Origin of the sequence: Haloplanus rubicundus (assembly GCF_003342675.1) — an archaeon.
Taxonomy (GTDB): domain Archaea; phylum Halobacteriota; class Halobacteria; order Halobacteriales; family Haloferacaceae; genus Haloplanus; species Haloplanus rubicundus.
Genome location: NZ_CP031148.1, coordinates 376,301 through 400,673 on the forward strand (window position 1 = coordinate 376,301; position 24,373 = coordinate 400,673).

The 24,373-nt window shown below is 68.0% G+C and carries 24 protein-coding genes and 1 tRNA gene; 10 read left to right on the forward strand and 15 right to left on the reverse strand.

The features are described from left to right. Window positions 1-120: 120 nt before the first annotated feature. The 5 genes from DU484_RS02795 to DU484_RS02815 form a co-directional block, all read right to left on the reverse strand. Window positions 121-1,263: a pyridoxal phosphate-dependent aminotransferase gene (locus DU484_RS02795; RefSeq protein WP_114605052.1), complete on the reverse strand. Its 1,143-nt coding sequence runs from the start codon at window positions 1,261-1,263 to the stop codon at window positions 121-123. Between the two features lie 112 nt (window positions 1,264-1,375). Continuing rightward, complete coding sequence (gene katG, locus DU484_RS02800) at window positions 1,376-3,529, reverse strand: catalase/peroxidase HPI (protein WP_114605053.1); 2,154 nt, start codon at window positions 3,527-3,529, stop codon at window positions 1,376-1,378. A 136-nt stretch (window positions 3,530-3,665) separates the two neighbouring features. Next, window positions 3,666-4,745, reverse strand: a complete 1,080-nt coding sequence (locus DU484_RS02805; RefSeq protein WP_114605054.1) for a DR2241 family protein — start codon at window positions 4,743-4,745, stop codon at window positions 3,666-3,668. 1 nt (window position 4,746) lies between these two features. Continuing rightward, entirely contained in the window at window positions 4,747-5,610 is an 864-nt protein-coding gene (locus DU484_RS02810) for a CbiX/SirB N-terminal domain-containing protein (RefSeq protein ID WP_114605055.1), read from the reverse strand. Window positions 5,611-5,670: 60 nt separating this feature from the next. After that, complete coding sequence (locus DU484_RS02815; protein ID WP_114605056.1) at window positions 5,671-6,930, reverse strand: outer membrane protein assembly factor BamB family protein; 1,260 nt, start codon at window positions 6,928-6,930, stop codon at window positions 5,671-5,673. Window positions 6,931-7,025: 95 nt separating this feature from the next. On the opposite strand from DU484_RS02815, the gene DU484_RS02820 reads away from it, so the two are divergent. Continuing rightward, window positions 7,026-7,706: a TIGR00266 family protein gene (locus tag DU484_RS02820; RefSeq protein ID WP_114584677.1), complete on the forward strand. Its 681-nt coding sequence runs from the start codon at window positions 7,026-7,028 to the stop codon at window positions 7,704-7,706. 9 nt (window positions 7,707-7,715) lie between these two features. Beyond that, window positions 7,716-7,913 carry a hypothetical protein gene (locus DU484_RS02825; RefSeq protein WP_114605057.1) on the forward strand — a complete coding sequence of 66 codons (198 nt, stop codon included), beginning with the start codon at window positions 7,716-7,718 and terminating at the stop codon, window positions 7,911-7,913. Between the two features lie 59 nt (window positions 7,914-7,972). On the opposite strand, the gene DU484_RS20260 is transcribed toward DU484_RS02825, so the two are convergent. The 6 genes from DU484_RS20260 to tnpA form a co-directional block, all read right to left on the reverse strand. Further along, window positions 7,973-8,095 (reverse strand): hypothetical protein, encoded by a 123-nt coding sequence (locus tag DU484_RS20260; RefSeq protein ID WP_262342831.1) that lies wholly within the window; start codon window positions 8,093-8,095, stop codon window positions 7,973-7,975. A gap of 320 nt (window positions 8,096-8,415) precedes the next feature. Further along, window positions 8,416-8,847 carry a type II toxin-antitoxin system VapC family toxin gene (locus DU484_RS02830; RefSeq protein WP_114584680.1) on the reverse strand — a complete coding sequence of 144 codons (432 nt, stop codon included), beginning with the start codon at window positions 8,845-8,847 and terminating at the stop codon, window positions 8,416-8,418. Further along, complete coding sequence (locus tag DU484_RS02835; protein WP_114605058.1) at window positions 8,848-9,120, reverse strand: AbrB/MazE/SpoVT family DNA-binding domain-containing protein; 273 nt, start codon at window positions 9,118-9,120, stop codon at window positions 8,848-8,850. Between the two features lie 361 nt (window positions 9,121-9,481). Further along, window positions 9,482-9,554 (reverse strand) — tRNA-Gln (locus tag DU484_RS02840). A gap of 210 nt (window positions 9,555-9,764) precedes the next feature. Continuing rightward, window positions 9,765-11,039, reverse strand: a complete 1,275-nt coding sequence (locus tag DU484_RS02845; protein ID WP_114605059.1) for an RNA-guided endonuclease InsQ/TnpB family protein — start codon at window positions 11,037-11,039, stop codon at window positions 9,765-9,767. Further along, window positions 11,036-11,416 (reverse strand): IS200/IS605 family transposase, encoded by a 381-nt coding sequence (gene tnpA, locus DU484_RS02850; protein ID WP_114605060.1) that lies wholly within the window; start codon window positions 11,414-11,416, stop codon window positions 11,036-11,038. The genes DU484_RS02845 and tnpA overlap by 4 nt, the downstream gene beginning before the upstream one ends. A 421-nt stretch (window positions 11,417-11,837) precedes the next feature. Between tnpA and DU484_RS02855 the strand changes: the two genes are divergently transcribed. Continuing rightward, window positions 11,838-12,317, forward strand: coding sequence for a dihydrofolate reductase (locus DU484_RS02855; RefSeq protein WP_114605061.1), 480 nt, complete (start codon window positions 11,838-11,840; stop codon window positions 12,315-12,317). A gap of 27 nt (window positions 12,318-12,344) precedes the next feature. On the opposite strand, the gene DU484_RS02860 is transcribed toward DU484_RS02855, so the two are convergent. Continuing rightward, entirely contained in the window at window positions 12,345-12,824 is a 480-nt protein-coding gene (locus tag DU484_RS02860) for a FlaD/FlaE family flagellar protein (protein WP_157969238.1), read from the reverse strand. Window positions 12,825-13,055: 231 nt separating this feature from the next. Here DU484_RS02860 and DU484_RS02865 point away from each other — a divergent pair, with 231 nt between their 5' ends. Genes DU484_RS02865 through DU484_RS02875 form a run of 3 tightly spaced genes read left to right on the forward strand, consistent with a single transcriptional unit; the run spans window position 13,056 to window position 15,599 of the window. Continuing rightward, window positions 13,056-14,054, forward strand: coding sequence for an ABC transporter substrate-binding protein (locus DU484_RS02865; RefSeq protein WP_114584686.1), 999 nt, complete (start codon window positions 13,056-13,058; stop codon window positions 14,052-14,054). Window position 14,055: 1 nt separating this feature from the next. Beyond that, entirely contained in the window at window positions 14,056-14,862 is an 807-nt protein-coding gene (locus DU484_RS02870; protein WP_114584687.1) for an ABC transporter permease, read from the forward strand. Then, window positions 14,853-15,599, forward strand: a complete 747-nt coding sequence (locus DU484_RS02875; RefSeq protein ID WP_114584688.1) for an ABC transporter ATP-binding protein — start codon at window positions 14,853-14,855, stop codon at window positions 15,597-15,599. Before DU484_RS02870 ends, DU484_RS02875 begins: the two co-directional genes overlap by 10 nt. Here the strand turns inward: DU484_RS02875 and DU484_RS02880 are convergent. After that, a complete protein-coding gene (locus DU484_RS02880) occupies window positions 15,592-17,295 on the reverse strand; it encodes a histidine kinase N-terminal 7TM domain-containing protein (RefSeq protein WP_114605063.1) in 1,704 nt (567 codons plus the stop codon). The two genes, DU484_RS02875 and DU484_RS02880, sit on opposite strands and share 8 nt — an antisense overlap. An 85-nt stretch (window positions 17,296-17,380) precedes the next feature. On the opposite strand from DU484_RS02880, the gene DU484_RS02885 reads away from it, so the two are divergent. Next, window positions 17,381-17,950: an IMP cyclohydrolase gene (locus DU484_RS02885; RefSeq protein ID WP_114605064.1), complete on the forward strand. Its 570-nt coding sequence runs from the start codon at window positions 17,381-17,383 to the stop codon at window positions 17,948-17,950. Between the two features lie 114 nt (window positions 17,951-18,064). After that, window positions 18,065-18,742 (forward strand): metallophosphoesterase family protein, encoded by a 678-nt coding sequence (locus DU484_RS02890; protein WP_114605065.1) that lies wholly within the window; start codon window positions 18,065-18,067, stop codon window positions 18,740-18,742. A gap of 1 nt (window position 18,743) precedes the next feature. Here the strand turns inward: DU484_RS02890 and DU484_RS02895 are convergent, their stop codons facing one another. Continuing rightward, window positions 18,744-19,925, reverse strand: a complete 1,182-nt coding sequence (locus DU484_RS02895) for an aspartate kinase (RefSeq protein ID WP_114584692.1) — start codon at window positions 19,923-19,925, stop codon at window positions 18,744-18,746. A 172-nt stretch (window positions 19,926-20,097) separates the two neighbouring features. Here DU484_RS02895 and fdhF point away from each other — a divergent pair, with 172 nt between their 5' ends. Together fdhF and DU484_RS02905 are read left to right on the forward strand one after the other, a co-directional pair. Continuing rightward, the gene (gene fdhF, locus DU484_RS02900; RefSeq protein WP_114605066.1) at window positions 20,098-22,185 is read left to right on the forward strand and encodes a formate dehydrogenase subunit alpha; all 2,088 of its coding nucleotides are present in this window, start codon (window positions 20,098-20,100) and stop codon (window positions 22,183-22,185) included. Between the two features lie 67 nt (window positions 22,186-22,252). Then, window positions 22,253-22,684 (forward strand): hypothetical protein, encoded by a 432-nt coding sequence (locus DU484_RS02905; RefSeq protein ID WP_114584694.1) that lies wholly within the window; start codon window positions 22,253-22,255, stop codon window positions 22,682-22,684. Here the strand turns inward: DU484_RS02905 and DU484_RS02910 are convergent. Next, the gene (locus tag DU484_RS02910; protein WP_114605067.1) at window positions 22,681-24,372 is read right to left on the reverse strand and encodes a DNA-directed DNA polymerase II small subunit; all 1,692 of its coding nucleotides are present in this window, start codon (window positions 24,370-24,372) and stop codon (window positions 22,681-22,683) included. The two genes, DU484_RS02905 and DU484_RS02910, sit on opposite strands and share 4 nt — an antisense overlap. Window position 24,373: the final 1 nt, after the last annotated feature.

Below are 24,373 nucleotides of genomic sequence, written 5' to 3' on the forward strand. Positions count from 1 at the left end.
GGGGCCAAGAGACGGACCGCGAGCAAATAGCTGGCGGGGCGTGAGACGACGGACGTCGAGGGCGCACGGCTGGACCGTCACGGCGACTACGGCGACGTCGACGGGGATGCCGACACGTGACTACCGCTCGACCGTCGCCAACAGCGCGTCGATCCGTTCGATAGCCGTCTCGATGGCGTCGGCGTCGGTCGCGTAGGAGAACCGGAGGTAGTCCGAAGCGGCGTCGCCGAAGTCGACGCCGGGGGTGACGGCGACACCCGCCTCCAGAAACAGGTCGGCCACGTCGAGGGCGTCGCCCGGCAGGTCGCTCACGTCCGCCAGCAGGTAGTACGCCCCCTGTGGCGTGTAGCCGAGGTCGAGTCCCCAGCCCTCGACGGCGTCGACCAGCAGGTCACGGCGCTCGCGGTACGTCTCCCGAATCTCGTCCAGTCGGTCGGCCGGCGTCTCCAGGGCGGCGACGCCCGCGTCCTGGACGAAGTTCGGCGCACAGATCAGCACGTTCTGGGCGAGGCGGTTCACCGCGTCGACGTAGTCGGGGGGGACGATCACCCACCCCAGCCGCCACCCGGTCATCGCGAATCGTTTGGAGAAGCCGTTGAGGACGAACGCGTCGTCGGTGTACTCGAGCATCGTGTGCTCCGCGGCGTCGTACGAGAGGCCGTGATACACCTCGTCGACGACGGGTGTCGCGTCGGCGTCGGCCGCCACCTCGGCGAGGCCCGCGAGCGTCTCGCCGTCCATCACCGCCCCCGTCGGATTGGCGGGCGAGTTGCAGAGGAGGGCGCTCGTGTCGGGGCCGACCGCCGCCGCGAAGTCGTCGACGCGGGGCCGAAACCCCTCGCTCGCGCGGAGGGTGACGGTCCGAACCTCGCCGTCGACGACCCGCACGAAGTTGGGGTAGCAGGCGTAGTGGGGGTCGGTGAGCACCACCTCGTCGCCGGGATCGACCAGTGCGGCCATCGCGAGAAAGAGGCCGGGCGAGGTGCCGGGGGTGACGACCACCCGGTCGGGGTCGATATCGACGCCGTACTCGCGGTCGTAGTGGGCCGCGATGGCGCGGCGGAGTTCGGGCTTGCCCCGCGCGGCGGTGTAGGTCGTGTGGCCCGCCCGCAGCGAGTCGACGGCCGTCTCGATCACGCGGTCGGGCGGGGCAAAGTCCGGTTCGCCCACCTCCAGATGGATCACGTCGTCGAGTTCGTTCGCCCGTTCGAGCACGTCCATGGCGATGAACGGGGTCACGTCGGCGGCACGTTGAGAGACCATCGGTGCCGCGGTAGGAGGGCGGGACGGGAATACGCTCCGGTCGGGCGGTGCGGACGGAAGCCGGCGAAGTCAGGGGCCCGTTCCGGCCCGTCGTCGAGGCGAACGGTGTGGCTCAGTCGAGGTCGAACCGGTCGTTGGTCATCACCTTGTGCCACGCGTCGACGAAGTCGTGGACGAACTGCTCTTCGCCGTCGTCGGCGCCGTAGACTTCCGCGATGGCGCGGAGGCGGGAGTTCGAGCCGAAGACGAGGTCGACGCGGGTCGCCTCCCACTCCACCTCGCCCGTCTCGCGGTCGCGAATCTCGAAGAGCCGTTCGTCGTCGTCGACGGCTTCCCACTCGGTGTTCATGCCGAGCAGGTTCACGAAGAAGTCGTTGGTCAGCGTGCCCGGGCGGTCGGTGAGGATGCCGCGGTCGGAGTCGCCGTAGGTCGCACCGAGCGCGCGCATGCCGCCGACCAGGGCCGTCATCTCGTCGACGGTCAAGTTCAGCAGTTCCGCCTTGTCCACCATCAGCTCCTCCGGCTGGCCCTCGTCGCCGTCGCCGAGGTAGTTACGGAAGCCGTCGGCGTCCGGTTCGAGCACCTCGAAGGACTCGACGTCGGTCTGTTCGGGGGCGGCGTCGACCCGCCCCGGCTCGAAGGGGACCTCGACGGTGTAGCCGGCGTCGGCCGCCGCCCGCTCGACGGCCGCGTTGCCGCCCAGCACGATGAGGTCGGCGAGCGAGACGCGCGTGTCGTCGGACTGCGAGGCGTTGAACTCCTCCTGGATGTGTTCCAGCGTCCGCAGCACGGTCGTCAGCTCCTCGGGCTCGTTGACCTCCCAGCTCGTCTGGGGTTCGAGCCGGATGCGGGCGCCGTTCGCGCCGCCGCGCTTGTCGCTCTTGCGGAACGTCGAGGCCGACGCCCACGCGGTCTTGGCTAGCTGCGCGACGGTCAGATCGGAGTCGAGGATCTCCGCTTTGAGCTCGGCGGCTTGCTCGTCGTCGATGGGGTCGTAGTCGACGTCGGGGAGCGGGTCCTGCCAGATCATCGTCTCCTCGGGCACCTCGGGACCGAGGAACCGCTCCGGCGGGCCCATGTCGCGGTGGATGAGCTTGTACCACGCTTTCGCGAAGGCTGCCTGGAACTCCGCCGGGTCCTCCTGGAACTCCTCCAGCACTTCCCGGTAGTCGGGATCTTTCTTCAGCGCGATGTCGGTCGTGAGCATCATCGGGTCGACGAACTCGTCCGGGATGTGGGCGTCCGGCACGGAGTCGGGGATGTCGGCCCCCGGTCCGTCGCCGGCGGGGCGCCACTGCCACGCGCCGCCGGGACCGAGGTGGGCCTCCCACTCGTAGTCGAGCAGGTTGTCGACGTAGCCCATGTCCCACTGGGTCGGCGCGCTCGTCCACGGCCCCTCGATGCCGCTGGTGATGGTGTCGGCACCCTTGCCCTCGCCGTACTCGTTCTCCCAGCCGAGCCCCTGCTGTTCGATGGGGGCGGCTTCGGGTTCGGGACCGAGGTTGTCGCCGGAGTCGGCGCCGTGGACCTTGCCGAAGGTGTGGCCACCGGCGATGAGCGCGACCGTCTCCTTGTCGTTCATCGCCATGTTGCCGAACGTATCGCGGATGTTCGCCGCGGAGCCTTCGAGGTCCGGCTCGCCGTTCGGGCCCTCCGGGTTCACGTAGATGAGGCCCATCACGGTGTTGCCGAGCATGTCGTCGAGGCGTCCCTCCTCGTCGAAGCGCTCCTCGGAGGTGGCCTCCCACTCGGTCTCCGGCCCCCAGTCGACGGCGTCGTCGCCCTCGAAGTCGTCCTCGCGGCCGCCGGCGAAGCCGAACGTCTCGAAGCCCATCGACTCCAGGGCGACGTTCCCGGCCAGGACGATCAGGTCGGCCCACGAGAGCTGCTTGCCGTACTTCTGCTTGACCGGCCAGAGCAGGCGACGTGCCTTGTCGAGGTTGACGTTGTCCGGCCAGCTGTTGATCGGCGGGAGCCGCTGGTGTCCGCCGGCGGCGCCGCCGCGCCCGTCGCTGGTTCGGTACGTGCCGGCGCTGTGCCACGCCATCCTGATGAACAGCGGCCCGTAGTGGCCGTAGTCGGCCGGCCACCAGTCCTGAGAGTCCGTCATGACCTCCTCGATGTCCGCCTTCACCGCATCGAGATCGAGCTGCTGGAACTCCTCGGCGTAGTCGAAGTCCTCGCCGAGCGGGTCGGGCTGCTGCGCGTTCTGCTTGAGGATGTCCAAATCGAGTTGATTCGGCCACCAGTCGGTTGACCCAGTCATCACTACGAAGTTGTCGCTATCGCGTGTTAAGATTGTCTACTTCGGGGGAAGTCTTCGCGCCACGCCAAGTGATCTATCCGATTCGAGAACTCGTGTCAGCGGCTCACACTGTCGTCAGCGGAGGGTTCGCCGGAACTCACTCCGCGTCCGCGCCCGTCGGCACCCCACACAGGTTGCCGTCGTCGTCGAACAGTTTCGCCCGGAGGAATCGCGCCCGGAACCGGTTGGCACCGTCGCTCGTGTCGCCGTCGCGAATCTCGTCGACCCGGCCGTCGGCGACGGCGTCGACGATTCCCTCCAGTTGCTCCTTCTCGCTCGGCGTGAGGTCGAAGGTGTAGGTGCGGGACTGCTCGGATTCGAGGCGCGTCCACGTGCGCGCCGCGGCGATCACCAGCGAACACGGCTCGCGGCAGGGGAAGACGCCGTCGCCGCCCGCTACGTCCAGCGGCGTCTCCGCGTCGTACCCCCACTCGCGGCGCTTCAGACACTGCGAGTCGGCACAGCACGCCTCGGCGACCCAGTTCACGTGGTCGTGGCCCTCGCCGCGATCCCACGTCCGGACGACGCCGTAGATGCCGGTCTGCCGGCTGACGGCGTCGTGCCAGTGGGTCACGTCGAGGTCCCCCTCGCGCTCGCGGTGCCAGTTCGCTATCGTCGCCGGATAGAAGCCGTCGATTGCCCGGACGACGGCCGTCGCGTCGAGGTCGACGAACGCCCAGCCGTGCGGGAGCGTCGGCGCCGTCGACAGCGGGCGGTAGTCGCCGCCGTCGTCGACTTTCCGCAGGCGGCGGGCCTCGTAGGGGTCGGTGTACGTCGACGGGGGGTCGGCGTCCGCCTCGTCGACGTGTCGGAGCGCGTAGCGGCGCCGGCCGTCGTCTCGGCGAACGGTGACGGCGACCTGCCCCCACTCGCGGGTGCAGCCGTCGGCGAGTCGGTCGTATCGCTCCGGGACGGACCGGTCGTCGGCCCGTTCGAGCCACCGGAGGAACGCCCACTCGGCCTCGGCCTGTGGCGCGTCCGCGTGCCAGAACAGCCAGTTGTCGACGTACGCGCGGTGGTCGCGGGCGAGTTCGTCGAACGCCGCCGCCGAGAGTCCGTCGGCGCTCGTCCCGGGGACGGCAAAGCGGAAGCCGTCGGGCGTCCGGGCAGCCCGGAGGCCGTCGAAGTCGACGCCGTCGCGAGCGGCCTCGCGCAGGGCCGCGGCGGTATCGACCATCTCAGTCACCGTCCGTGGCCGCCGTCGGCGTGCGGTTCCCGGTGCCGCGGTCGACGTCGGCCCCCGCGTCCGCCGCCCGTTCGAGGATCACGTCGGCCATCAGCGCCTCGGTGCCGATGGCGCCGGCGTACCAGATGTCGTGGCCGTCGAGGCGCGTCGGGACCGCGTACCCTCCGACACCGTCGGCGATGCCCATGTCGGCTGGGATGTCCTCCTGCGTGTGGTAGCCGTCGGCGACGAAGAGGGGGACGACGACCACGTCGTCGCTCTCGAAGTGGTCGGTCACGTCGTCGATTTCGGGGTCCTCGTCCATGAACAGCGCACGAACCTCGTCGAATCGCCCCCGGTCGCGCACCCGGTCGGCGTGGTACTCCACCGCCTTCGCGGAGTTCTCGTTGCGTTTGGTGCCGTGGCCGACGACGGCGAGGCCGACGCCCGCGCCCACCTCGGGGTCGCCGGTCACCGTCTCGGCGCGGCGGACGATCACGTCGGTCATCGCGTCGTGGGTGCCCACCGGCCCGCAGTAGTGGACCGCCTTGGCCACGTCCGCGGGCGTGCAGGTCACGAAGTCGGCGCTCGTGCCGTCCGAGTCCCAGTCGTCGGCGTCGAAGTCGAGGCGGAGTTCCCGGGGGAGCACCTCCTCGGTGAAGTAGCCCTCGCTGATGAAGAGGGGGACGACGTACACCTCGTCGGCGGTCACGGTCCGGAGGGCGTTCCGCAGCGACGGCTCCTCCTTCCAGTACGCCTCGCGCACCTCGTCGACCGCGCCCGCGACCCGGATGGCGTCGGCGTGGTCCTGCGCCGGCGTGCTCGATTTCGGGTTCAGATGTGACCCGTGCGCGACGATCAGCAGTGCCTCGCTCATTGGGGCCGGTAGGCCCGTCGGACTCTTAGGCCCTCCGTCCGCGCCGACCCGACGGCACGCTCACCCGTCTTGGGCCTCTACGAGCTTGTACAGCCCGCCCGTCGGCCCGTCGCCGCCGTCGAGATGCGCCGCGGACGCCCGGTCGGTGAAGTAGACGGCGCCGTCGAGGACCGTCGGCGCGCTGGTCACGTCGCCGACGCCCTCGACCGCCCAGCGCTCCTCGCCCGTCCGCTTCTCCAGCGCGTAACACCGCCGGTCGTAGGAGCCGACGAGGACGGCGTCGCCGGCGACGGTCGGACAGCCGGTGATCCACCCGTCGGTGTCGAACGTCCACCGGGCGTCGCCGGTCGCGGCGTCGAGCGCACGGAGCCGGGAGTCGTGGCCCCCGACGTAGACGGTGTCGGTCGCCGCCTCGACCGCCGGGCCGGACATCACCATCCCACCCGTCTCGACGGCCCACTCCTCGACCCCGTCGTCGAGGGCGACCCGGTAGACGTGGTCGTCCCACGAGCCGAAGACGGCGCTGCCGTCGTGGGTGGCGACCGGCCCCTTGATCGCGTCACCGGTCTCGAACGCCCACGCGAACGTCAGATCGGGATACGTCCACGCGTACAGCCGGCCGTCGTTCGATCCGACCACGAGCCGTCCGGCGTCGCGGTCGATCGCACACGTCGAGTGCGGGTGATCCGTCGGTCGCCGGTCCTCCCAGACCACCTCGCCGGTGACGGCGTCGACGCCGAACATCGCGCCGCTCGGCGCGTAGTATTCGACGGCGATGTAGACGACGCCGTCGTGATAGCCGGGGCTCGACCCGATGGCGTCGCCGAGCTTTCGCCGCCAGAACCGCTCTCCCGTGTCGAGGTCGAACGCGTAGAGCGCGCCGTCGTAGGCGCCGACGTAGACCGTCCCGTTGACGACGGTCGGCGTCCCGTGGATGCCCCGCGCCGCCTCCTCGACGGCGGCCGTCCAGACGACGTCGCCGCCCGGCGTCACCCGCCACACCTCGCCGGTGTCGCCGGGGACCACGACGTCGCCGTCGGGTGTCGCCACGGGGCTCGCCTTCGCCGCCGTGTGATCCCCCGTGTTCACGTCGCGGATGGTCCACGCGACCCGTGGCTCGTCGGGCACCGTCGCGTCGGGGGAGACGCCGCGGCGGCGGAGACCACCCCGAAACGTCGTCGTGGCGACGGCCGACGCGGGGAGGCCGTCGTCGTCGATGCGGCCGGGGGTCGATCGGGGGACGTCGAGACAGCCGGCCACGCCGCCGGTCGCGGCGAGGCCGATGGCGCCGAGGACGGCGCGACGGGAGGGTGTCCGCATGCTGGCGAGGGGTCACGCCGGAGGAATATAGTGGTACGGGCGCAGGAATCGTCGTCCGGCACCACACCTATGTGTCAGCTCGTCGAACGCCCCGTATGGATCACGAAATCACCCACCGTCCGTCGTACGCCCAGCTCACGCTCTCGCTCGCCCCCGGCGAGTCGGTGCGCGCCGAGGCCGGCGCGATGGTGAGCTACGCCGGCGACCTGGACATCGAGACGGGGGCCGAGGGCGGACTCCTGAAGTCGCTCTCGCGGTCGGTGTTCGGCGGCGAATCCTTCTTCATGAACACGTTCACCGCGAACGGCGAGAGCCACCTCGACCTGGCGCCGGCGCTCTCGGGCGACGTGCAACACCACCGACTGGAGGACGAGACGCTGTTCGTCCAGTCCACCTCGTTCGTCGCCTCGGACCCGAGCATCGAAGTCGACACGAAGTTCGGGGGCGGCAAGACCTTCTTCGGCGGCGAGGGACTCTTCTTGCTCAAACTGTCGGGAACGGGACCGGCGTTCATCTCCAGTTACGGCGCCATCGACGAACACCACGTCGACCCCGGCGAGACGCGTATCGTCGACACCGGCCACGTCGTCGCGTTCGAGGAGACGCTCGATTTCGAGGTGAAACGCGTCGGCGGCCTCAAGTCGACGCTGTTCAGCGGCGAGGGGCTGGTCTGTGAGTTCAGCGGCGAGGGCACCGTCTGGACCCAGACCCGAAGTCCCGACGCCTTTCTCTCGTGGCTCATCCCGAAACTGCCGACGGGGAGCGGGTCGAACTGAGGTGAGTCCATGGCCGACCGCACCGTCGTCGACCTGATAGAGGACTGGCAGACCGGCTTCTTCGTCGTGGTGGGGAGCGCCGTCGTCGGCGTCCTCGTCGGCCTCGCCCTCCGGTCGGTCGCCGGGCCGCCCGGGTTCGTGCTCGGCATCGTCGGCGGGACGGTCCTGGGGTTCCTCGGCTACTCGTATCTCCGGTACGGGCGGTAGGAAACGGCGAGCGTGGCGGCGGCGTGAGACGGGCGAAGGACCGACGCGGGACCCGGCGCTCAGCCCGGCGTCGGCGCGCCGGGTCCCGTCGGTTTCTCGTCGTCCGGGTCCTCGCGGTTGAGGATGGCGTCGCGGATGCGGTCAAACGCCGATCGGTCCGTGTGGACGCTGGGCACGTGCATTGGCCCACATTCGTGTTAGGTATTGACACACTTGGATCTGGTGGATGACTAGTCCGCTGCGCGCAAGCGCCGCCACTCTCGCCGCCGCGCTCGGTCGGCCTCGGAATTCACTTCCGTCGGAAGGACTCTCCTCGCTGTGCCTTCCGACATCTCGACGCCACGAGACTGGTGGGACGGCGCGTTTCACTGCCGTCGTGGGGGTTCTCCCTGCTGCAACCCGACGCGGTCAACGACGCCGACGACCTACTAGAGTCGCAGGACGGAGAAAATGAGAGAGTGACGACGACAGTCAGAGGCTGGCGAATCCCACGACCCTGTTCTCAGCCGAACGGATCGTCCGCCGTCGATAGTCGCGTGATCCCTTCGATCACGTCGAAATCGTCGTCGAAACTATACAGATATTCGATCCCCTCGCGCTCCATGTACGCGACGGTCGTCGCGTCGCCGAAGGCGAGACGCTCGTGTGTCTCGAAGAGGTCAACGGCTCTGGTGAAATCCTTCTGTGCACAGTGGACCAACTCGAAGCCTGCGGACTTGACGAGGCGGGTCCGCAGGTCAACGGCGATATCGTGGCGCTGTCGCTCGTGAATCCAGTTCAGCGATTCCAGCAGCACGTAGTTCGTGATTCGGGCGGTCGGGAGGGAGCCACCGTCGATAGCGGAGACGATACGTTCCGCCCGGTCGTGGCGAGTGTCCGAACTCGTGTCTTTGTAGTCGATGAGGATGTTAGAATCGACTACCGAAACCGCCATTCAGGCATCCTCCGTGAACGCGGGGTCCGTTTCGTTCCCGGCGAAGTCGTGTGTGTCGAGGCTGTCACCTCCCATTGGAGCCTTCATGTCGTCGTCCTCGAAGGCCCGGTAGCGCTGTTTGACCACTTCGACGGAGAGATTGCCTTCTTCATCGATCTGCCAGCGGAACTTATCCCCTGGCTCGATGTCGAGACGACGGCGGAGCGACGCCGGAATCGTGACCATACCCCGGTCGCTAACCGTCGTCTCTTCCGGTGCCTCGTCGGTTGTCATACGTGATCGTACCGGCGTCTCCAACATACATGTTGCGCCACATGGGCCGAGTTCGATAGCGGACCAGCACCAAGTTGAGCGACAGCACCGGCTGTCCGAAACTGGCAGAGACACCGACGCGATCCGGTCGCCGACGTGGTGACCCCTCAGTCCCGGAACGCGCTCTCAAAATCGTGGTGAGGCCATCCCGAACGGACAGTCCCGCAAGCGCAAGGAGGAGAGTGCGACAAGCGGCGACCCAGCCGAGAACATAAAAATTCTGTCATTCGGACAGAGCGGAATTCGGCTATAGTCGCAACAGCGGCTATTCACGAATTATCCGTTGAAGTGGCGTAAGAAGCCTCAAAGTGAGTTAGTAGAATAGTCCCACCAGGATTCGAACCTGGGTCGAAGCCCCCAGAAGGCTTCAGGATTGGCCGCTACCCCATGGGACTTGACATGTTTGATTCCGTACGCTTCGTCGGAATCTGCATTAACCAGTAGCCGCGAATCGCATATGAGTGTTGCGAAGTCGGTGCGTCGGCGGGCAGTTACTCCAGTCCGAGCGACGTCTCACCGTCCGCCTCGGGCGGCGTCACGGCGTCCGGCATCTCTTGACATCCTCCCCGCGCTAAAGCGCGAGGATTCCTCCGTTGGGGGTTCGACTACCGACCCACGGAGGCAACTTGCGGGTTTGTGCGCACTTCTTTGGGACTGTCGTGAGGGTGTGGTTTCCCCGACCACTCGTGGTCGTCCCACTCGAATCGCACGGGCCGTGCCATCGGCCTGACTTCCGTATCGCTGTTTTCTCGAAGGAACGTCTCTGACGCCGTGAGGTCGGCGTGTCCCTCGAAGCCACACGAACACGTCAGCGTCTCCTCGTGGCGAACCGTCTCCTCGTGGTCGCCACACTCGGGACACGTTTGGCTCGTCCACGCTTCCGACTCGACTTCGAGACTGATGCCGTATTCCTCACAGACGCACGCGAGACGGTGGGTGACCTTCTTGAACGCCCAGAAGTTGTGCGTTTTCTCGTTCACCCTGACCGACCAGTGCGTTTCCAGCACGTCGGTCAAGTCGCCTACGTACACCGTCGCCACGCCCTCGTCGTACAGTCGTTCAACGAGGTCGCGCACCAGCGCGTTCTGTGCGTGGTCACGGCGTTTCGTCCGCTGTCGGTACAGCCGTCGAATCCGTTTGGAACTGTAGCGTCCCTCTCGGAGTTTCGACTGAAGGCGGGCGATTTCGTCGGTCGTCTCGCGGAACCGTCCGAACAACTCCCGCCCGTCGTAGAGGTACTGGTTCCCAGTGGTCGTGGAACAGGCGACGAGATTGTTTGCGCCAACGTCGAGGGCGGCTTCTTCGGAAGCCAGTGGTGAATCCAGTCGAGAATAAGGGACGGTGACTGGTTGAAAAGCCCTGAACGTGTCGTTAACCTCGTCGTATTCGAGTTCCAGACGACCCTGTTTGCCGTCCCACTTCGGGTTGCCTCGGAGTTCGAGGCGGAGTCGTTCGTGGTAGCCGAGTCCGTATTCGTCTTTCAGTTCTTGCCCGACAGGGATTTCGAGACGGCTACGCTTGCCCCACTGAATCGTGTACTGGTTGTTCCGGATGTAGGTGCGGAGTTCGCGTCCGTCTTCCTCGTTGCCCCAGTACGACGGCGGGTTGGCGTCCTTGCCGTTCTCCTTGAGGGCGAAGAACGACCGCCACGCTTCGCTGTTCTTGCGCGTGACCTGTTGGACGGTCGCACTGCCGACGACGCCGTTGTAGCGTCCTCGGTACTCGGAGGTGTCCCACACGTCGCCGTCACCGAAGTAGTTCTGACGGCGTTCGTAGGTGAGTTCGTTCCACAGGGATGCGGAGGCGTCAAGTAGTCGGAGGAGGCACTCTTTGTCGTTCTCGGTCTGTGGGACGACCTCGAAGGTGTTGACGCGCTTCATGCGTCTCCACCTTCTTGTTCAGCGATGTACTGTTCGACAGCGCCCTTCGAGGCGCTTCCCGCCGTACCGACGTAGTAGGAACGAGTCCACTTCACGCGATCTTCGTGTCGCTGGTTGTACTTCCGCGCGGAGATGCCCTTGACCCAGTTGACGATGAGTGACGGGGCGTTCTTGGGTGGACTCCCGATGAACAGGTGTACGTGGTCGGGCATGACCTCGCACTCGGCCAGTTCGAGGCCCTTGTCCTCACAGATTTCCGCGAAGATGGCTTCGAGACGTTCCTTCGTCTTCCCCGTCAGGTTCGAACGCCGATACTTCGGCACGAATACTATGTGGTAATAGAGTTCATATTTCGCGTGACGGGTACTCTTTACCATCTATGCATACTATCACAGTCGGTCGGCTTAAGGATTGCGTTGGACCCCCGTCTATGCTGTCGTCGTCGGTTGAATACTGTTGGTCGGCTTCATCCCCGTCCTCGAAAAGCGGAGCTTTTCGGTTGCAGCGAGAGCTTCGCTCTCGCCATGCCCCTGAAAGGGCGAGGCTTTCGCCTCGAATTTTCCGTAACTTGCGGGGAGAACGGCCAGTTATGAACCGATCCACACAGTCGTAGATAGCCGCTACTGACCGCTCGACGATCGAGAGGACGCACACGCGATCATGAGCGCGGCCGTACATCGAGATGCACGGGTCGGGGCGGTAGTCGGGACGAGGCGTCGGTGCGGTCCGGATCGGTCGGAGCGTCATCGAACCCACGGTGAGCGACAACGATTATTCCCTCACGGCCGAGGAAGAGGCATGGATCTCGTCTCTGTCGCCGCCGTCGCTGACAACGGCGTGATCGGCACGGACGACGGATTGCCGTGGCCCGCCATCCCGGCGGACAGACGGCAGTATCGCGCCCGCGTCGCCGGCCACCCCGTGATTCTCGGTCGCCGGACCTTCGACTCAATGCGGGCGGACCCGCCCGGGAGCGCACAGATCGCCCTGAGTCGGAGCGCACGTGAAGCGTCGCTCGATACGGTGCAGTACGTTACGGGCGTCGACGAGGCGGTCGCCGCCGCGGCGACGCTTCCGGCGGAGCGGACGTACGTCCTCGGTGGCGCCACGATCTACGAACTGTTCCAGCCCGTCGTGACGGAGATGGTTCTCAGTCGGATTCCGGGGACGTACGCGGGCGATGCGTACTTTCCCGACTGGGACCGCGACGCGTGGATGCGACGCGAACGGACCGACTACGACGACTTCACGCTCGAACGCTGGGTGCGAGTCGACTGACCGAGTTCCGGCGCCGCCCGAACCACGTCACTCCACCTCGATCCCCAGCAACCGGATCACGTGCGCGAAACTCAGCAGGTGATCGGCCCGGTCGAGGTCGTCGTCACCCGAATCCAGTACCGCCACCGCGTCGCCGACGCGGGCGTCGAGCGTCGCCGCGGCGTCCTCGCCGAGCCAGCCGAGGGCGCGGTAGCGGCCGATGGCGTCCCGCGTCGCCGCCTCACCCGCGGTTCGGACGAGATAGGCGATCCAGTCGCGCCCGACGCGGCGGCCGGCGGGCACGTCCGGGAACGTCGGGAGGTAGGGCCGTTCGCCGAGGGCCGCGGGGTCGACGCCGCCGATGGCGACCAGCCGCTCGCACTGCTCGCGGGAGGGTTCGTCCGGCGCCGCCGGCCGGTAGCCCGATCCCTCCACGGGCGGGAGGCTGACGCCCGTCCCCGCGTCGGCGTCGTCGACGCCGGCGAGCGAGCGGAGTTCGTTCGGGTCGTAGTCGGCCGGGTCGAACACGGGGCTAGATCGGCGGGAACGCTCAAGGCTCTTTGGGCGCGGACGCCTCCGCACCGGACGACAGTAGCGGGGAATATTACTGCTATCTTGGAGGCGGGGGAACGAATAGAATCGAGATTCGACGGATAGACGGGGCGAAACCAGCTATTCCGGCCGTTTGGGTCGATCCGGAGTACGGAACAGCCTTGCCAGTTCCCGGCGGGTTATACCGATCTGTCGACTACCGCGGACATGACGCAGATTTCACGCCGAACCTATCTCGCGGGGGCGGGCGCCGCCGCGACGGCCGGGGTTGCCGGCTGCATGGGCGGTGGCGGCGGCGACTCGCTCGCGGTGGCGCACATGCCGATCTTTCCCGACCTCCAGTACTACGTGATGGAGTCGGAGGGCTACTTCGAGAACGTCGACGCGACGGTCGAAGGCAGCGAGTTCACCGACGGCCCGGCCATCGTACAGGCGTACGGCGGCGGCGAACTCGACGTGGCGATGTTCGGCATCGTCCCGTCGATGATCGTCATCGACCGGGGCATCCCGGCGAAGGTGACCGCCGCGAACATCAAAGAGCCGATGGCGATCATGGCCCACGAGGACCTGCAGGCGATGTGGGACGACCACGGCGCCGACGCGTTCTCCGTCTGGCAGGAAGAGACGGGCCAAAAGTTCCGCTTCGGCACCTTCCCGCAGGGGTCGGTGCCGGACGTACTCCTGCGGTACTGGCTCCAACAGGAGGGGGTCGAGGCGTCGGCGGTCGAGATCGTCGAGATCAACGGCGCGAACGCGGTGTGGCAGGCCATCGCCAACGGCGAAGTCGACGGCGCGTCGATCATGGAGCCGGTACCGACGCGGGCGGCACGGGAGGGCGTCGCCGTCCGGACGTTCCGAACCGCCGCGGAGATCATGCCCGGCCAGCCGGCGGCGGTGACGCTCATGAGCGACGACGTGCGCGGGACGCCCGCGGCGACGCAGTTCCTCGAACAGCACGTCCGGGCGACGGAGTTCATCCAGGAGAACCCGGAAGCGACGGCCGACATCGTCGAGGCAGGCATCGGCATGGACGCCGAGCAGGCACTCTCGGCGCTCCAGGGCCCGCTCTCGAACTTCGTGACCGACCCCGAAGCGATCGAGAACGGGACGGCGATCTTCTCGGAGTTCGCCGCCGAGAACGGGCAGATCGACGAGGAGCTGTCGCTGGAGCAGATCTTCGACTACAGCGTCTACGAGAACCTGTAACATGGCCATCGACGTATCCGAGGACGTCGACCACGCGACCGGCGCGCTCGGCGGGAGCGTCGCGGACGTCGACGCACGGCGGATCGTCCGTGGTCTCGTCGGCCTCCTCGCCTTCCTCCTCGTCTGGACCGGGGCATCGCTCACCCAGCCGGCCTACGTCCTTCCCTCCCCGCTCGTCGTCGCGGAGACGTTCGTCGCACAGGCGGCGAGCGGCGAGATGTTCGTCGCGCTGGGCAACAGCGTCCTCCACTGGATTCCGGGCGCCGTCTTCGGGACGGGATTGGGCGTCGCCGCGGGCATCGCGCTCGCCTGGAGCCCGTATCTCGACGACGTCACCTCGCCCGTCGTGCGCGTCCTCCGCCCGGTGCCGCCGCTGGCGCTGATCGGCTTCGCCATCGCGTGGTTCGGCATCAACCACGCCGGGGCGGCCTTCGTCATCGCCGTCGGCGCGTTCTGGATCAACTTCTACGCCACCTACGGCGGCGTCGAGGGCGTCTCGGAGGACCTCCTCGACGTGGCCCGAAGCCTCGGCGTCGAGGGTGATCTGGCCCTCATCCGGACCGTCGTCGTCCCGGCGTCGCTCCCGGAGATCACGACCGGGATCCGGACCGGCATCGGTCGGTGCTGGATGCTGGTCGTCGCCGCCGAAATCTTCGGCGTCGCCGGCATCGGCCGGCGCATCCTCCGGGCGTCGAACAACCTCCAGGTCGACGTGGTCATCACTTACATCCTCGTCCTGAGCCTCACCTACCTCGTCGTCGACGTGGCGTTCCGGGCGCTCCAACGGAGGGCGCTGTCGTGGCGGTAGCCCCGCGGGTTCGCGTCGACGGCGTCGGCAAGCGATACGAGGGGAGCAACGGCCCGGTCCAGGCGCTGGACGGCGTCTCCTTCGACGTGGCCGACGGCGAGTTCGTCTGTATCGTCGGTCCCTCCGGCTGTGGGAAGACGACCCTCTTTCGGATCATCGCCGGCCTCGAACCCGCCACCACGGGCCGGGTCGTCCTCGACGGCGACCGAGTCGACGGCCCCAGCACCGACCTCGGCCTCGTCTTCCAGGAGTATCACCTGTTCCCCTGGCGGACCGTCGCCGGCAACGTCGGCTTCGGCCTCGAACAGGAGGGGGTGGCGACGGCCGAACGGGAGCGACGCGTGGACGAACTGCTCGAACTGGTCGGTCTCGACGGCTTCGTGGACACCTACCCGCGCGACCTCTCGGGCGGCATGAAACAGCGGGTGGCGCTGGCGCGGGCGCTCGCGGTCGATCCCGGTCTCCTCCTGATGGACGAGCCGTTCGGCGCCGTCGACGCCCAGACGAAGAAGATGCTGCAGGACGAACTCCTCGACATCTGGCGGGAGACGGGGAAGACGATCCTCTTCGTCACCCACGACGTGGAGGAGGCGGTCAAACTCGCCGACCGCGTCGTCGTCATGGCGAAGGAACCGGGGCGGGTGCGGGAAGTCGTCGACGTGGGGATCGAGCGCCCCCGCGAGCGCTCGGACGACGCGTTCGGCGCCACCTACCAGCGACTGCTCGATCTCATCTGACCGGCATCCGGAGGGTCGCGACGGTGCCGCGGGGCTCCCGGTCGGCGTACGTCACGTCGCCGCCGAGGGTCGCGACGGCCCAGTGGACGACCCAGAGGCCGAGCCCGGAGCCGTGCTGGAGGTCGGTCTCCTCGCCCGCCTCGATGGCGTCGAGTTCGGCGTCGGGGATGCCGGGCCCGTCGTCTGCGACGCGGACGACGAGCGCGCCGTCCACGCGGTCGACGGTGACCGTCGCCCACGGCCCGCCGTCGGGGCGCTCGATCCCCTCGCCGTCGTGGTGGCGGACGGCGTTCTCGAGCAGGTTCTCGACCGCCGCGGCGAGCGCTCGCTCCGCGACCGAGACGGTGGCGTCCGTGCGAACGTCGACGTGGACCTCGGCGTCGGGCGTCGCCTCGCGGGCGTCGGCGACGATCCGTTCGACGAGCGAGCCGGCCGCTACCGGCGACCGGGGTTCGCCGTCGACGAGCGTCTCGACCGTCCGCGCCTTCTCCCCGAGGGCTTCGAGCGCGGCCGAACGGCGCTCGATGGCGTCGGCCATCCGAACCAGTTCGGCGTCGTCCAGTCGGTCGACGAGGAAGTCGGCGTAGCCGTGGACGACGCCCGCGTCGTTGCGGAGGTTGTGTCTGAGAACACGATTGAGGACTTCGAGTTGCTGGCGACGGCGTTCCCGTTCGGTCACGTCGGTCAGGACGACGGTCCAGCCGACGTGGGTGCCCCCCGGATCGGCGAGCCGGGAGACCGACACCGCGTACGTTCGGCGCTCGCCGTCGACCCGAGTCTCGAAGGGGTCGTTGTCGCCGTCGAAGGTGAGGTCGAGACCGAGGAGGGCGGACACGGGGCGGTCGAGCGGGTCGGCGGCGTCGCCGGCGAACGCCGCCCGCGCCGCGTCGTTGAGGCTGACGACCCGCCCCTCGCGGTCGGCGACGACGATGGGGTCGGCGAGGTCGTCGATGGCGGTGCGCTCCGCGGCCCGGACCGTCGTCGGGTTGCGCTCGAACAGTTCGGCGCGGCCGAACGCGTAGGCGTCGAGCGCGACGTGCGGGACGAACATGATCGGCGCGAGGTTGAGCTGTGGCACCGGACCGACGCCGCCGGCCCACGCGAGGAGGGCGAGCCCCGGCGGGAGGGCGCTGACGGCGACGGCGGCCGTCTCGCGGCGATACAGCGGCCCGTAGTTGAGGAAGGTGTCGACGAGGAGGACGACGCTCGCGACGACGGCGAGCGTCGCCACGCCGAGGGTGAGATACGCGAGCGGCTGAAGGCGGTAGGTGACGGTGGCGACGCCGAAGACCGGGGCGAGCCGGAAGTCCGTCCACAGGGCGCCGTGGAGCGGGTTCGTGACGGCGAGGAGGGAGACGCCGACGCCGACGGCGACGACCGCACCGAACGCGGGGCTGGACACCACGTCGCCGCGGCCGGTGTACGAGAGCGCGAACGCGAGGAAGGTGAGGCCGGTCCAGACGATGCCGACCCAGACGGTGGCCTCGAAGGCGACGCGGAGCGTCGGGTCGAAAACGAGGAGGCCGACGCCGTAGGCGAAACACCACAGCGCCTGCGCGGCGAGGACGCCGAGAAACCACGTGGCGCCCGGCTGGTCGCGATAGCGGACGACGAAGCGCGCGAGCGCGAGGGAGCCGACGCCGGCGGCGAGGGAGCCGACGGCGGGCCAGCCGGGAACCGTCGCGGCGGCGACCATGTGTGGTGAAACGAGGGCGGGGTCAAGGCGCTTGCGGCGCGGAGGAACCGACACCTACATTCGGCGGTCGATGCGAGCATGGAGCATGTACGTCGGCCGCTTCATCGTCGTCGGCCCGGGCGTCGGCGCCTACCGCGTCTCGTCCCGGTCGTTTCCGAACCGACAGATCGTCGAGCGCGAGGGCACCCTCACCGTCACCCCGACGCCGGACGCCCCGGAGACGGACAACCCCTACATCGCGTACAACTGCGTCCGCGAGAGCGAGGGGCGGGCCGTCCTCGGCAACGGCTCCCACGTCGACCCGGTGACGGAAAAACTGGACATGGGCTACCCCGCCCGCGACGCGCTGGCGACGGCGCTGCTCTCGCTCGACTACGAGAAGGACGACTACGACACGCCCCGGATCGCAGGTGTGGTCGCGGACGACGCGGCGACGGTCGGTATCGTCCGCCGGGACGCCCTGCTGGTCGAGGAAGTCACGGAACCGACGCTCGTCGCCACCTACGAGGAAGACGAGCCGCGGGCGTTCGACTTCGCGGCGACGGACGCGGCGGGGGCGGCCCGCGAGGCGTACGACTGCGACTTCGAACACGCGGTCTGTGCGGCGGGCGTCGCCGTCGACGACGGCGTGACGACGGCTATCGTGAACGACTAGTCGGGGAGGTCGCGGCGGCGCACGGCGTCGCGCAGGGAGAGCCGGGGCGACCCCGGTACGCGTCGGGATTGGGGGCACGACAAGGCCTAACCGCCGCCGGCCGCAAGCGCCCCCATGCGCCTCGGCGTCATCTCCGACGTACACGGCAACCGGGTCGCCCTCGAAGCCGTCCTCGACGACATGCCGAAGGTGGACCGGCTGGTCTGTGCCGGCGACGTGGTGGGCTACAACCCGTGGCCGACCGACTGTGTCGCGGCGGTCCGCGAGCGGTCGATCCCCACGGTGATGGGCAACCACGACCGGGCCGTCGCGGGCGAGACGCCCTTCCGTTTCAACTCGATGGCGGCGGCGGGCGTCGACTACGCCCGCGAACAGTTGGCCGACGACGCCCTCGCGTGGCTGGCGGACCTGCCGCCCGAGCGAACCGTCGCGGACGGGCGGGTGAAACTCGTCCACGGCCACCCGGACGATCCGGACCGCTACACCTACCCCGAGGAGTTCTCTCCGCGGATGCTCCGGGGCGAGGACCTGCTGGTGACGGGTCACACCCACGTCCAAGGCCACCGCGTCTTCGAGGAGGGCGTGGTGATGAATCCGGGGAGCGTCGGTCAGCCGCGCGACGGCGACCCGGACGCGGCCTACGCGGTCGTCGAGCTGGGCGAGGGATCGGGCGGCGACGCGGTGACGGTCGAGGAGCGACGGGTGGCGTACGACGTCGACACGGTCGTCGAGGCGGTGACGGAAGCGGGGTTGCCGAGCCGGATCGGGACGCGGCTGCTGGAAGGGCGCTGAGCTATATCGTCTGTTCTTGGACGATTTCGAGCGTCTCCTCGCGGTCGTCCCAACCGACGAAGATGGCGACGGAGGTGGCGGAGGTGATGAGGTCGTGGATGTTGATGCCGGCCTCCGAGACGGGCTGGACGATGTCGAGGATGATGCCGGGGCGGTTGGGGAGTTCGCCGCCGGTCACGCGAATGACGGCGTAGTTGCTCTCCACCGTGACCGACGAGAGCGTCTCGTCGTCGACCACCTGTTCGTGGAGGATGTACTCGGCGTCCTCGGCGAGGTCCTCGTTGACGTAGAAGGTGACCGAGTCCATGCCGCTGGCGACGGCGTCGATGTTGATGTCCTCGCTCCGGAGCGCCTGCGCGAGGTCCGCGAGGATGCCCGGCCGGTTCCGCAGCGCGCGCCCCGCGACGGTGATGCAGGCGAGGGGTTCGTCCTGCATGTCGATGAGGTTCTGGAACTGGCCCTCGATTTTCGTGCCGCCGGTCAACAGGTCGCCGTGCTGGTAGTGGACGACGCGGACCGAGAGGTCCTCGTCCTTATACGAGAGGGCGCTGGGGGCGACGACTTCGGCGCCGCGAAAGGAGAGGTTACGGAGTTCGTCGACGGTGATGTGGCCGACGTTGCGGGCGCCTTCGACGACCCGCGGGTCGCCGGTCATCACGCCCTCGACGTCGGTGACGATGACGACTTCGTCGGCGTCCATGAACTTCCCGAGCATGACGGCGGTGGTGTCGCTGCCGCCGCGGCCGAGCGTCGTCACCTTGCCGTCGATGGTCTGGGCGAGGAAGCCGGTGATGACGGGGACGACGTGATCGAGTTCCGCGGCGAGCGACTGGGCGCGCTTCAGCGTCTCCTCGGCGTCGACCTCGCCGTACTCGTCGGTGATGATGGGCCAGTCCTCGCTGCCGGGTTCGAGGAAGGTGGCCTCGACGCCGCGGGAGCGCAGCGCCGCCTTCAGCATCCGGACGCTCGTCCGCTCGCCCATGCTGACGATTTCGGCGCGGTCGGCGTCGTCGGCCTCGAACGTAATCTCTTCGAGGAGTTCGTCGGTCGTCGATCCCATCGCGCTGGCGACGATGGCGACTTCGTGACCCTCTTCGACCGCCTTCGCGACGGTGTCGGCCGCACGCTCGATCCGGTCGCCGCTCCCGAGCGACGTCCCGCCGAACTTCGCGACTACGCGCATCGTGGAGCCTCCACGATGGCAGACGGATATGCAGGCATGGCCGGTGGTAGCGAGATGGACGGTAATAACTGTGTTCACTTGCCACGCGCCGGCCGCGGCGGCCGCGGCGGCCGCCGCCCGCAGGAGGTCTTTTGTTCGTTGGAGTCAATAGAATAACACTTGGGAGATTCAGATGACCGAGCAAACCAACACGATCTGTCCGTACTGCGGCGTCGGGTGTGGCATCGCGATCACCGAGGATATGCGGTTCGCGCCGTGGGGCGACGCACCGGTCAACGAGGGACGCATCTGCATCAAGGGGGGTGCGGCGATGGAGGTGGTCGAACACGAGGACCGACTGAAAGTCCCCCAGATACGGGGCGACGACGGCGAACTCCACGAGGCCACGTGGGACGAAGCCTACGGCCTGATCGTCGACGAGATGGAGCGCATTCGCGACGAACACGGTCCGGACGCGATGGGCTTTTTCGGCTGTTCGAAGGCGACGAACGAGGAGAACTACCTCCTCCAGAAACTCGCGCGGCGCTACGGCACGAACAACGTCGACAACTGCACGCGGATGTGCCACGCCTCGACGGTGTACGCCCTCCGCCGGAGTCTGGGCGCGGGCGCGATGACCAACAGCATGCGGGACCTGATGGAGTCGGCCGACGTGCTCTGGATTCAGGGCGCCAACCCGGCCGAGCAACACCCCATCGCCAACAGCGTCTACTTCCGGCAGGCGGTGCTGGAGGGGGCGACGGTCATCCAGATCGACCCCCACGCCAACAAGACGACGCGGTCGTTCGACATCGAGGGGACCGAGCGACACCAGCATCTCCAGGTGGAACCGGGGACGGACATTCCCCTCCTGAACGTCGTCCTCAAGACGATTCTGGAGAACGACTGGGTCGACGAGGAGTTCGTCGAGGCGCGGACGGAGGGGTTCGACCATCTCGTGGAGACGCTGGGGGACTTCGACGCGGCGGCCGCCGCCGACATCTGTGGCGTCCCCCTCGAGGACATCGAACGCGCCGCGGAGGTGTACGCCACGGCGGAGAACGCGGCCATCTTCACCGGGATGGGGATGAGCCAACACACCTGCGGCGTCGACAACGTGCAAAACGAGATCAACCTCGCCTTGATCACGGGCAACGTCGGTCGGCCGGGGACGGGCGTCAACCCCCTGCGCGGGCAGAACAACGTCCAGGGCACCTGTGACGTGGGCGCGATGCCGAACACCCTGCCCGGCTACCAGAACGTCGAGGACGACGAGTTGCGGGCGGCGGTCGAGGACGTCTGGGGCTTCGAGGTGCCGTCGAAAGCGGGACTGACGAACGTCGAAATCTCACACGAGGCGGGGCGGTCGATCAAGGGACTCTACGTCATGGGTGAGAACCCGATCATGAGCGAACCGGACGCCAACGAGGTCGAGAAGCGGCTGGCCGAGTTGGAGTTTCTGGTCGTCCAAGACATCTTCCCGACCGACACCGTCGCCTACGCTGACGTGGTGTTGCCGGCCACCTCGTGGGCCGAACGCGGTGGTACCGTCGCCAACACGGACCGTCGCGTCCAGTTGATGCGCGGGATCGATACCGTGTACGAGAACACGAAAGACGACCTCGACATCCTCGCCGAGGTCGGAACCCGGCTGTTCGGCGCCGACGGTGGCTTCGACTTCGACGGTCCCGAGGCCGTGTTCGAGGAACTCCGACAGGTGTGTCCGATCTACTACGGCATGACCTACGACCTGCTCGGGACTGAGGGGATCCACTGGCCCTGCCTCGAACCCGGCGACGAAGGCGACCCCTACCTCTACGAGGACGCGTTCACGACGCCGAACGGGTTGGGACACATCGAGGGCGTGCGCCACCAGCCGCCGAAGGAGGTGCCCGACGACGAGTATCCCCTGATCCTCACGACGGCACGGTTGATCGAACACTACAACACCGGGACGATGAGCCGACGGTCGCCGACGCTCAACCGCCAGCACCCCGAGAACTTCGTCGACGTGCATCCCGCGGACGCCGAGCGGTACGGCGTCGCGGACGGCGACACGGTGACGCTTCGGTCGCGACGCGGGGAAATCGAGGTGCGTGCGCAGGTGACCGAGGACATCAAGGAGGGGACGGTGTGGACGACGCCCCACTTCGCAGCGTCGTCGGCGAACCGACTCACGAACGACGTGCTCGACGAGCGGGCGAAGATTCCGGAGTACAAGGCCGCGGCCGTCGCCATCGAGGCCAGCGGTGGGGACTCGGCGACGGCGGCCGACGACTGACCGGCGACCCGGCCGTGCCCACCGCACCGGAGCGAGCGTTTAAACGGCTCCCGCGAGTAAGACGGGTATGGAAGTGCGCGACGCGGTGGAGGCCGACGCCGACGCGCTCTCCGCCATCGCGGACGTGCCGGCGGACGTAATTCGGAACCTGATCCACGACCGGACGGTCCGGGTCGCCCGGCGCGAGGCGACGACGGCGGGACCGAACGCCGACACGGCCGACGACGACGGGCGGGACGTGGCCGGGTTCGTCAGCTTCGACGTGCGCGACGGTACCGTTCACGTGACCCAGTTGGCGGGGACGACGACAGCCTGTGAACGACTGCTCGCCGAACCCGTCCGGTTCGCCACGACGGAGGGGATGACCGTCGAACTGCTGGCTATCGCGGACGACGAGTCGATCCGGGAGGCGGCCGAGGCGGCTGGATTCAGTCGACGCGGCTCGGGACCGCGATTCGACGGGCAGTCGACGGTGCGGTATCGTCTCGACCCCGCCTAGGCGAACTTCCGGACGGTCAGATCGAGCGTGTCGAGGTCGACGATGGGCGCGAAGCCGGCGTCGGGATCGATGTTGACGCTCTTCTGGAAGGCCGTCTGGGCCTGCCAGCAGCCGCTGTTGACCGCGAGGACGTTGTGGTACTTCCCGTAGCCGAGTTTGTGGACGTGACCCGTATGGAAGATGTCGGGCACGTCCTCGATGACGAGGTAGTCCCGTTCCTCGGGCGCGAGGCGCATGTGGCCGCCGTACTTCGGGGCGACGTGCCGTTTCTTCAGGAGGTGGTACATCGCCCGGTGGGGGTGGTCGTAGCTCGCCTTCTCCTCGGGGAGTTCGGCGATCACCTCGTCGAGCGAGACGCCGTGGTACATCAGGATGGAGACGCCCTCGACCGTGACGGTGGCGGGGTTGCCGACGATCCGTGGGTCGTGGGCCGACATGATCTCCCGAAGCTCCTCGTCGAAGCCCGGTTGTGGCTCCGCGAGGCGGACCGCGTCGTGGTTGCCGGGGATCATCACGATCTCCAGGTCGCCGGGGACGTCCTTCAGGTGTTCCGAGAACCGGTCGTACTGGTCGTAGATGTCGACGATGTCGAGTTCCTCGTCTTGATCGGGGTAGACGCCGACGCCCTCCACCATGTCGCCGGCGATGAGGAGGTACTCGACGGCCGCGGCCTCCTCGGTGTGGAGCCAGTCGGCGAACCGACCCCACGCGTCGGCCATGAACTCCTGGCTACCGACGTGGACGTCCGAGATCAGGGCGGCCTGTACGTGGCGATCCGCCGTCGAGGGCTTGTACGTCCGGGGCACGTCGGGGAAGTGGAGGGCGTCGACGAAGACGATGCCCGCGTCGTCAGAGAGGGTCCCCTCGACGGCGACACACTCGTCGAGGAGGAGTTCGTCGACGAGGGGCGCGATGTCGCGGTCCTTCGTGATCAGACAGGGGAAGGTGCCGGTCGTGTCCTCGAGTTCGACGATCCAGTGGCCGTTGGCCGAGGAACGCACGTCGTTGACGAGACCGATCATCGCGGCGTCGCTCCCGCCGGGCATGTCCGCGATGGCCGACGCCGGACGGTGGTTTACCCGACCACGGAGCTTGCCGGAAAGCTTCTCGTACCGGTCGCGGAAGACGGAGACGAAGTCGCCGTACTCGCCGGTGCCGGTGCTGCGGCCGGTCACGTCGCCGGCGACGTCGACGGTTCGGTCGAGGGCGTCGACGCCGCCAGCGTCCGGGTCCGGGTCCGGGTCCGTGGACGACGGGGACTCTTCCGTTCCATCCGTCGCAGACCCCTTCGTTTCAACTGGAACATCGGGGGCCTGAGTCCCCGACTGCGTGGGAGACGCTGGAGTCGAAACGGAGGGGTGTTCGGTGGAGGCGTCGGGCGTGGAGTCAGGTGAGGAGGAGTCAGGTGAGGAGGAGTCAGATGTCGTCTCGGACGAGGGTGGGCCGGCGGGCGTCGATCCGGCGGCAGTCACATCGTCCGCGGCGTCGGCCACATCGTCCGCGTCGAGGGTCGTGCGGACGTGCGCCACCGTGAGTCGGAGGGCGTCGTCGGGCGCCGCCTCGACGGCGGCGTCGAGGGCGGCCGCCGGGTCCGGGGCACCGGCGAGGAGGGTCACGGCCTCGCGTTCGGCGTTGTAGCCGCGGCGAGCGAGTTCGCGAACGATGCGCGCGGGCGTCTCCAGAGGCACA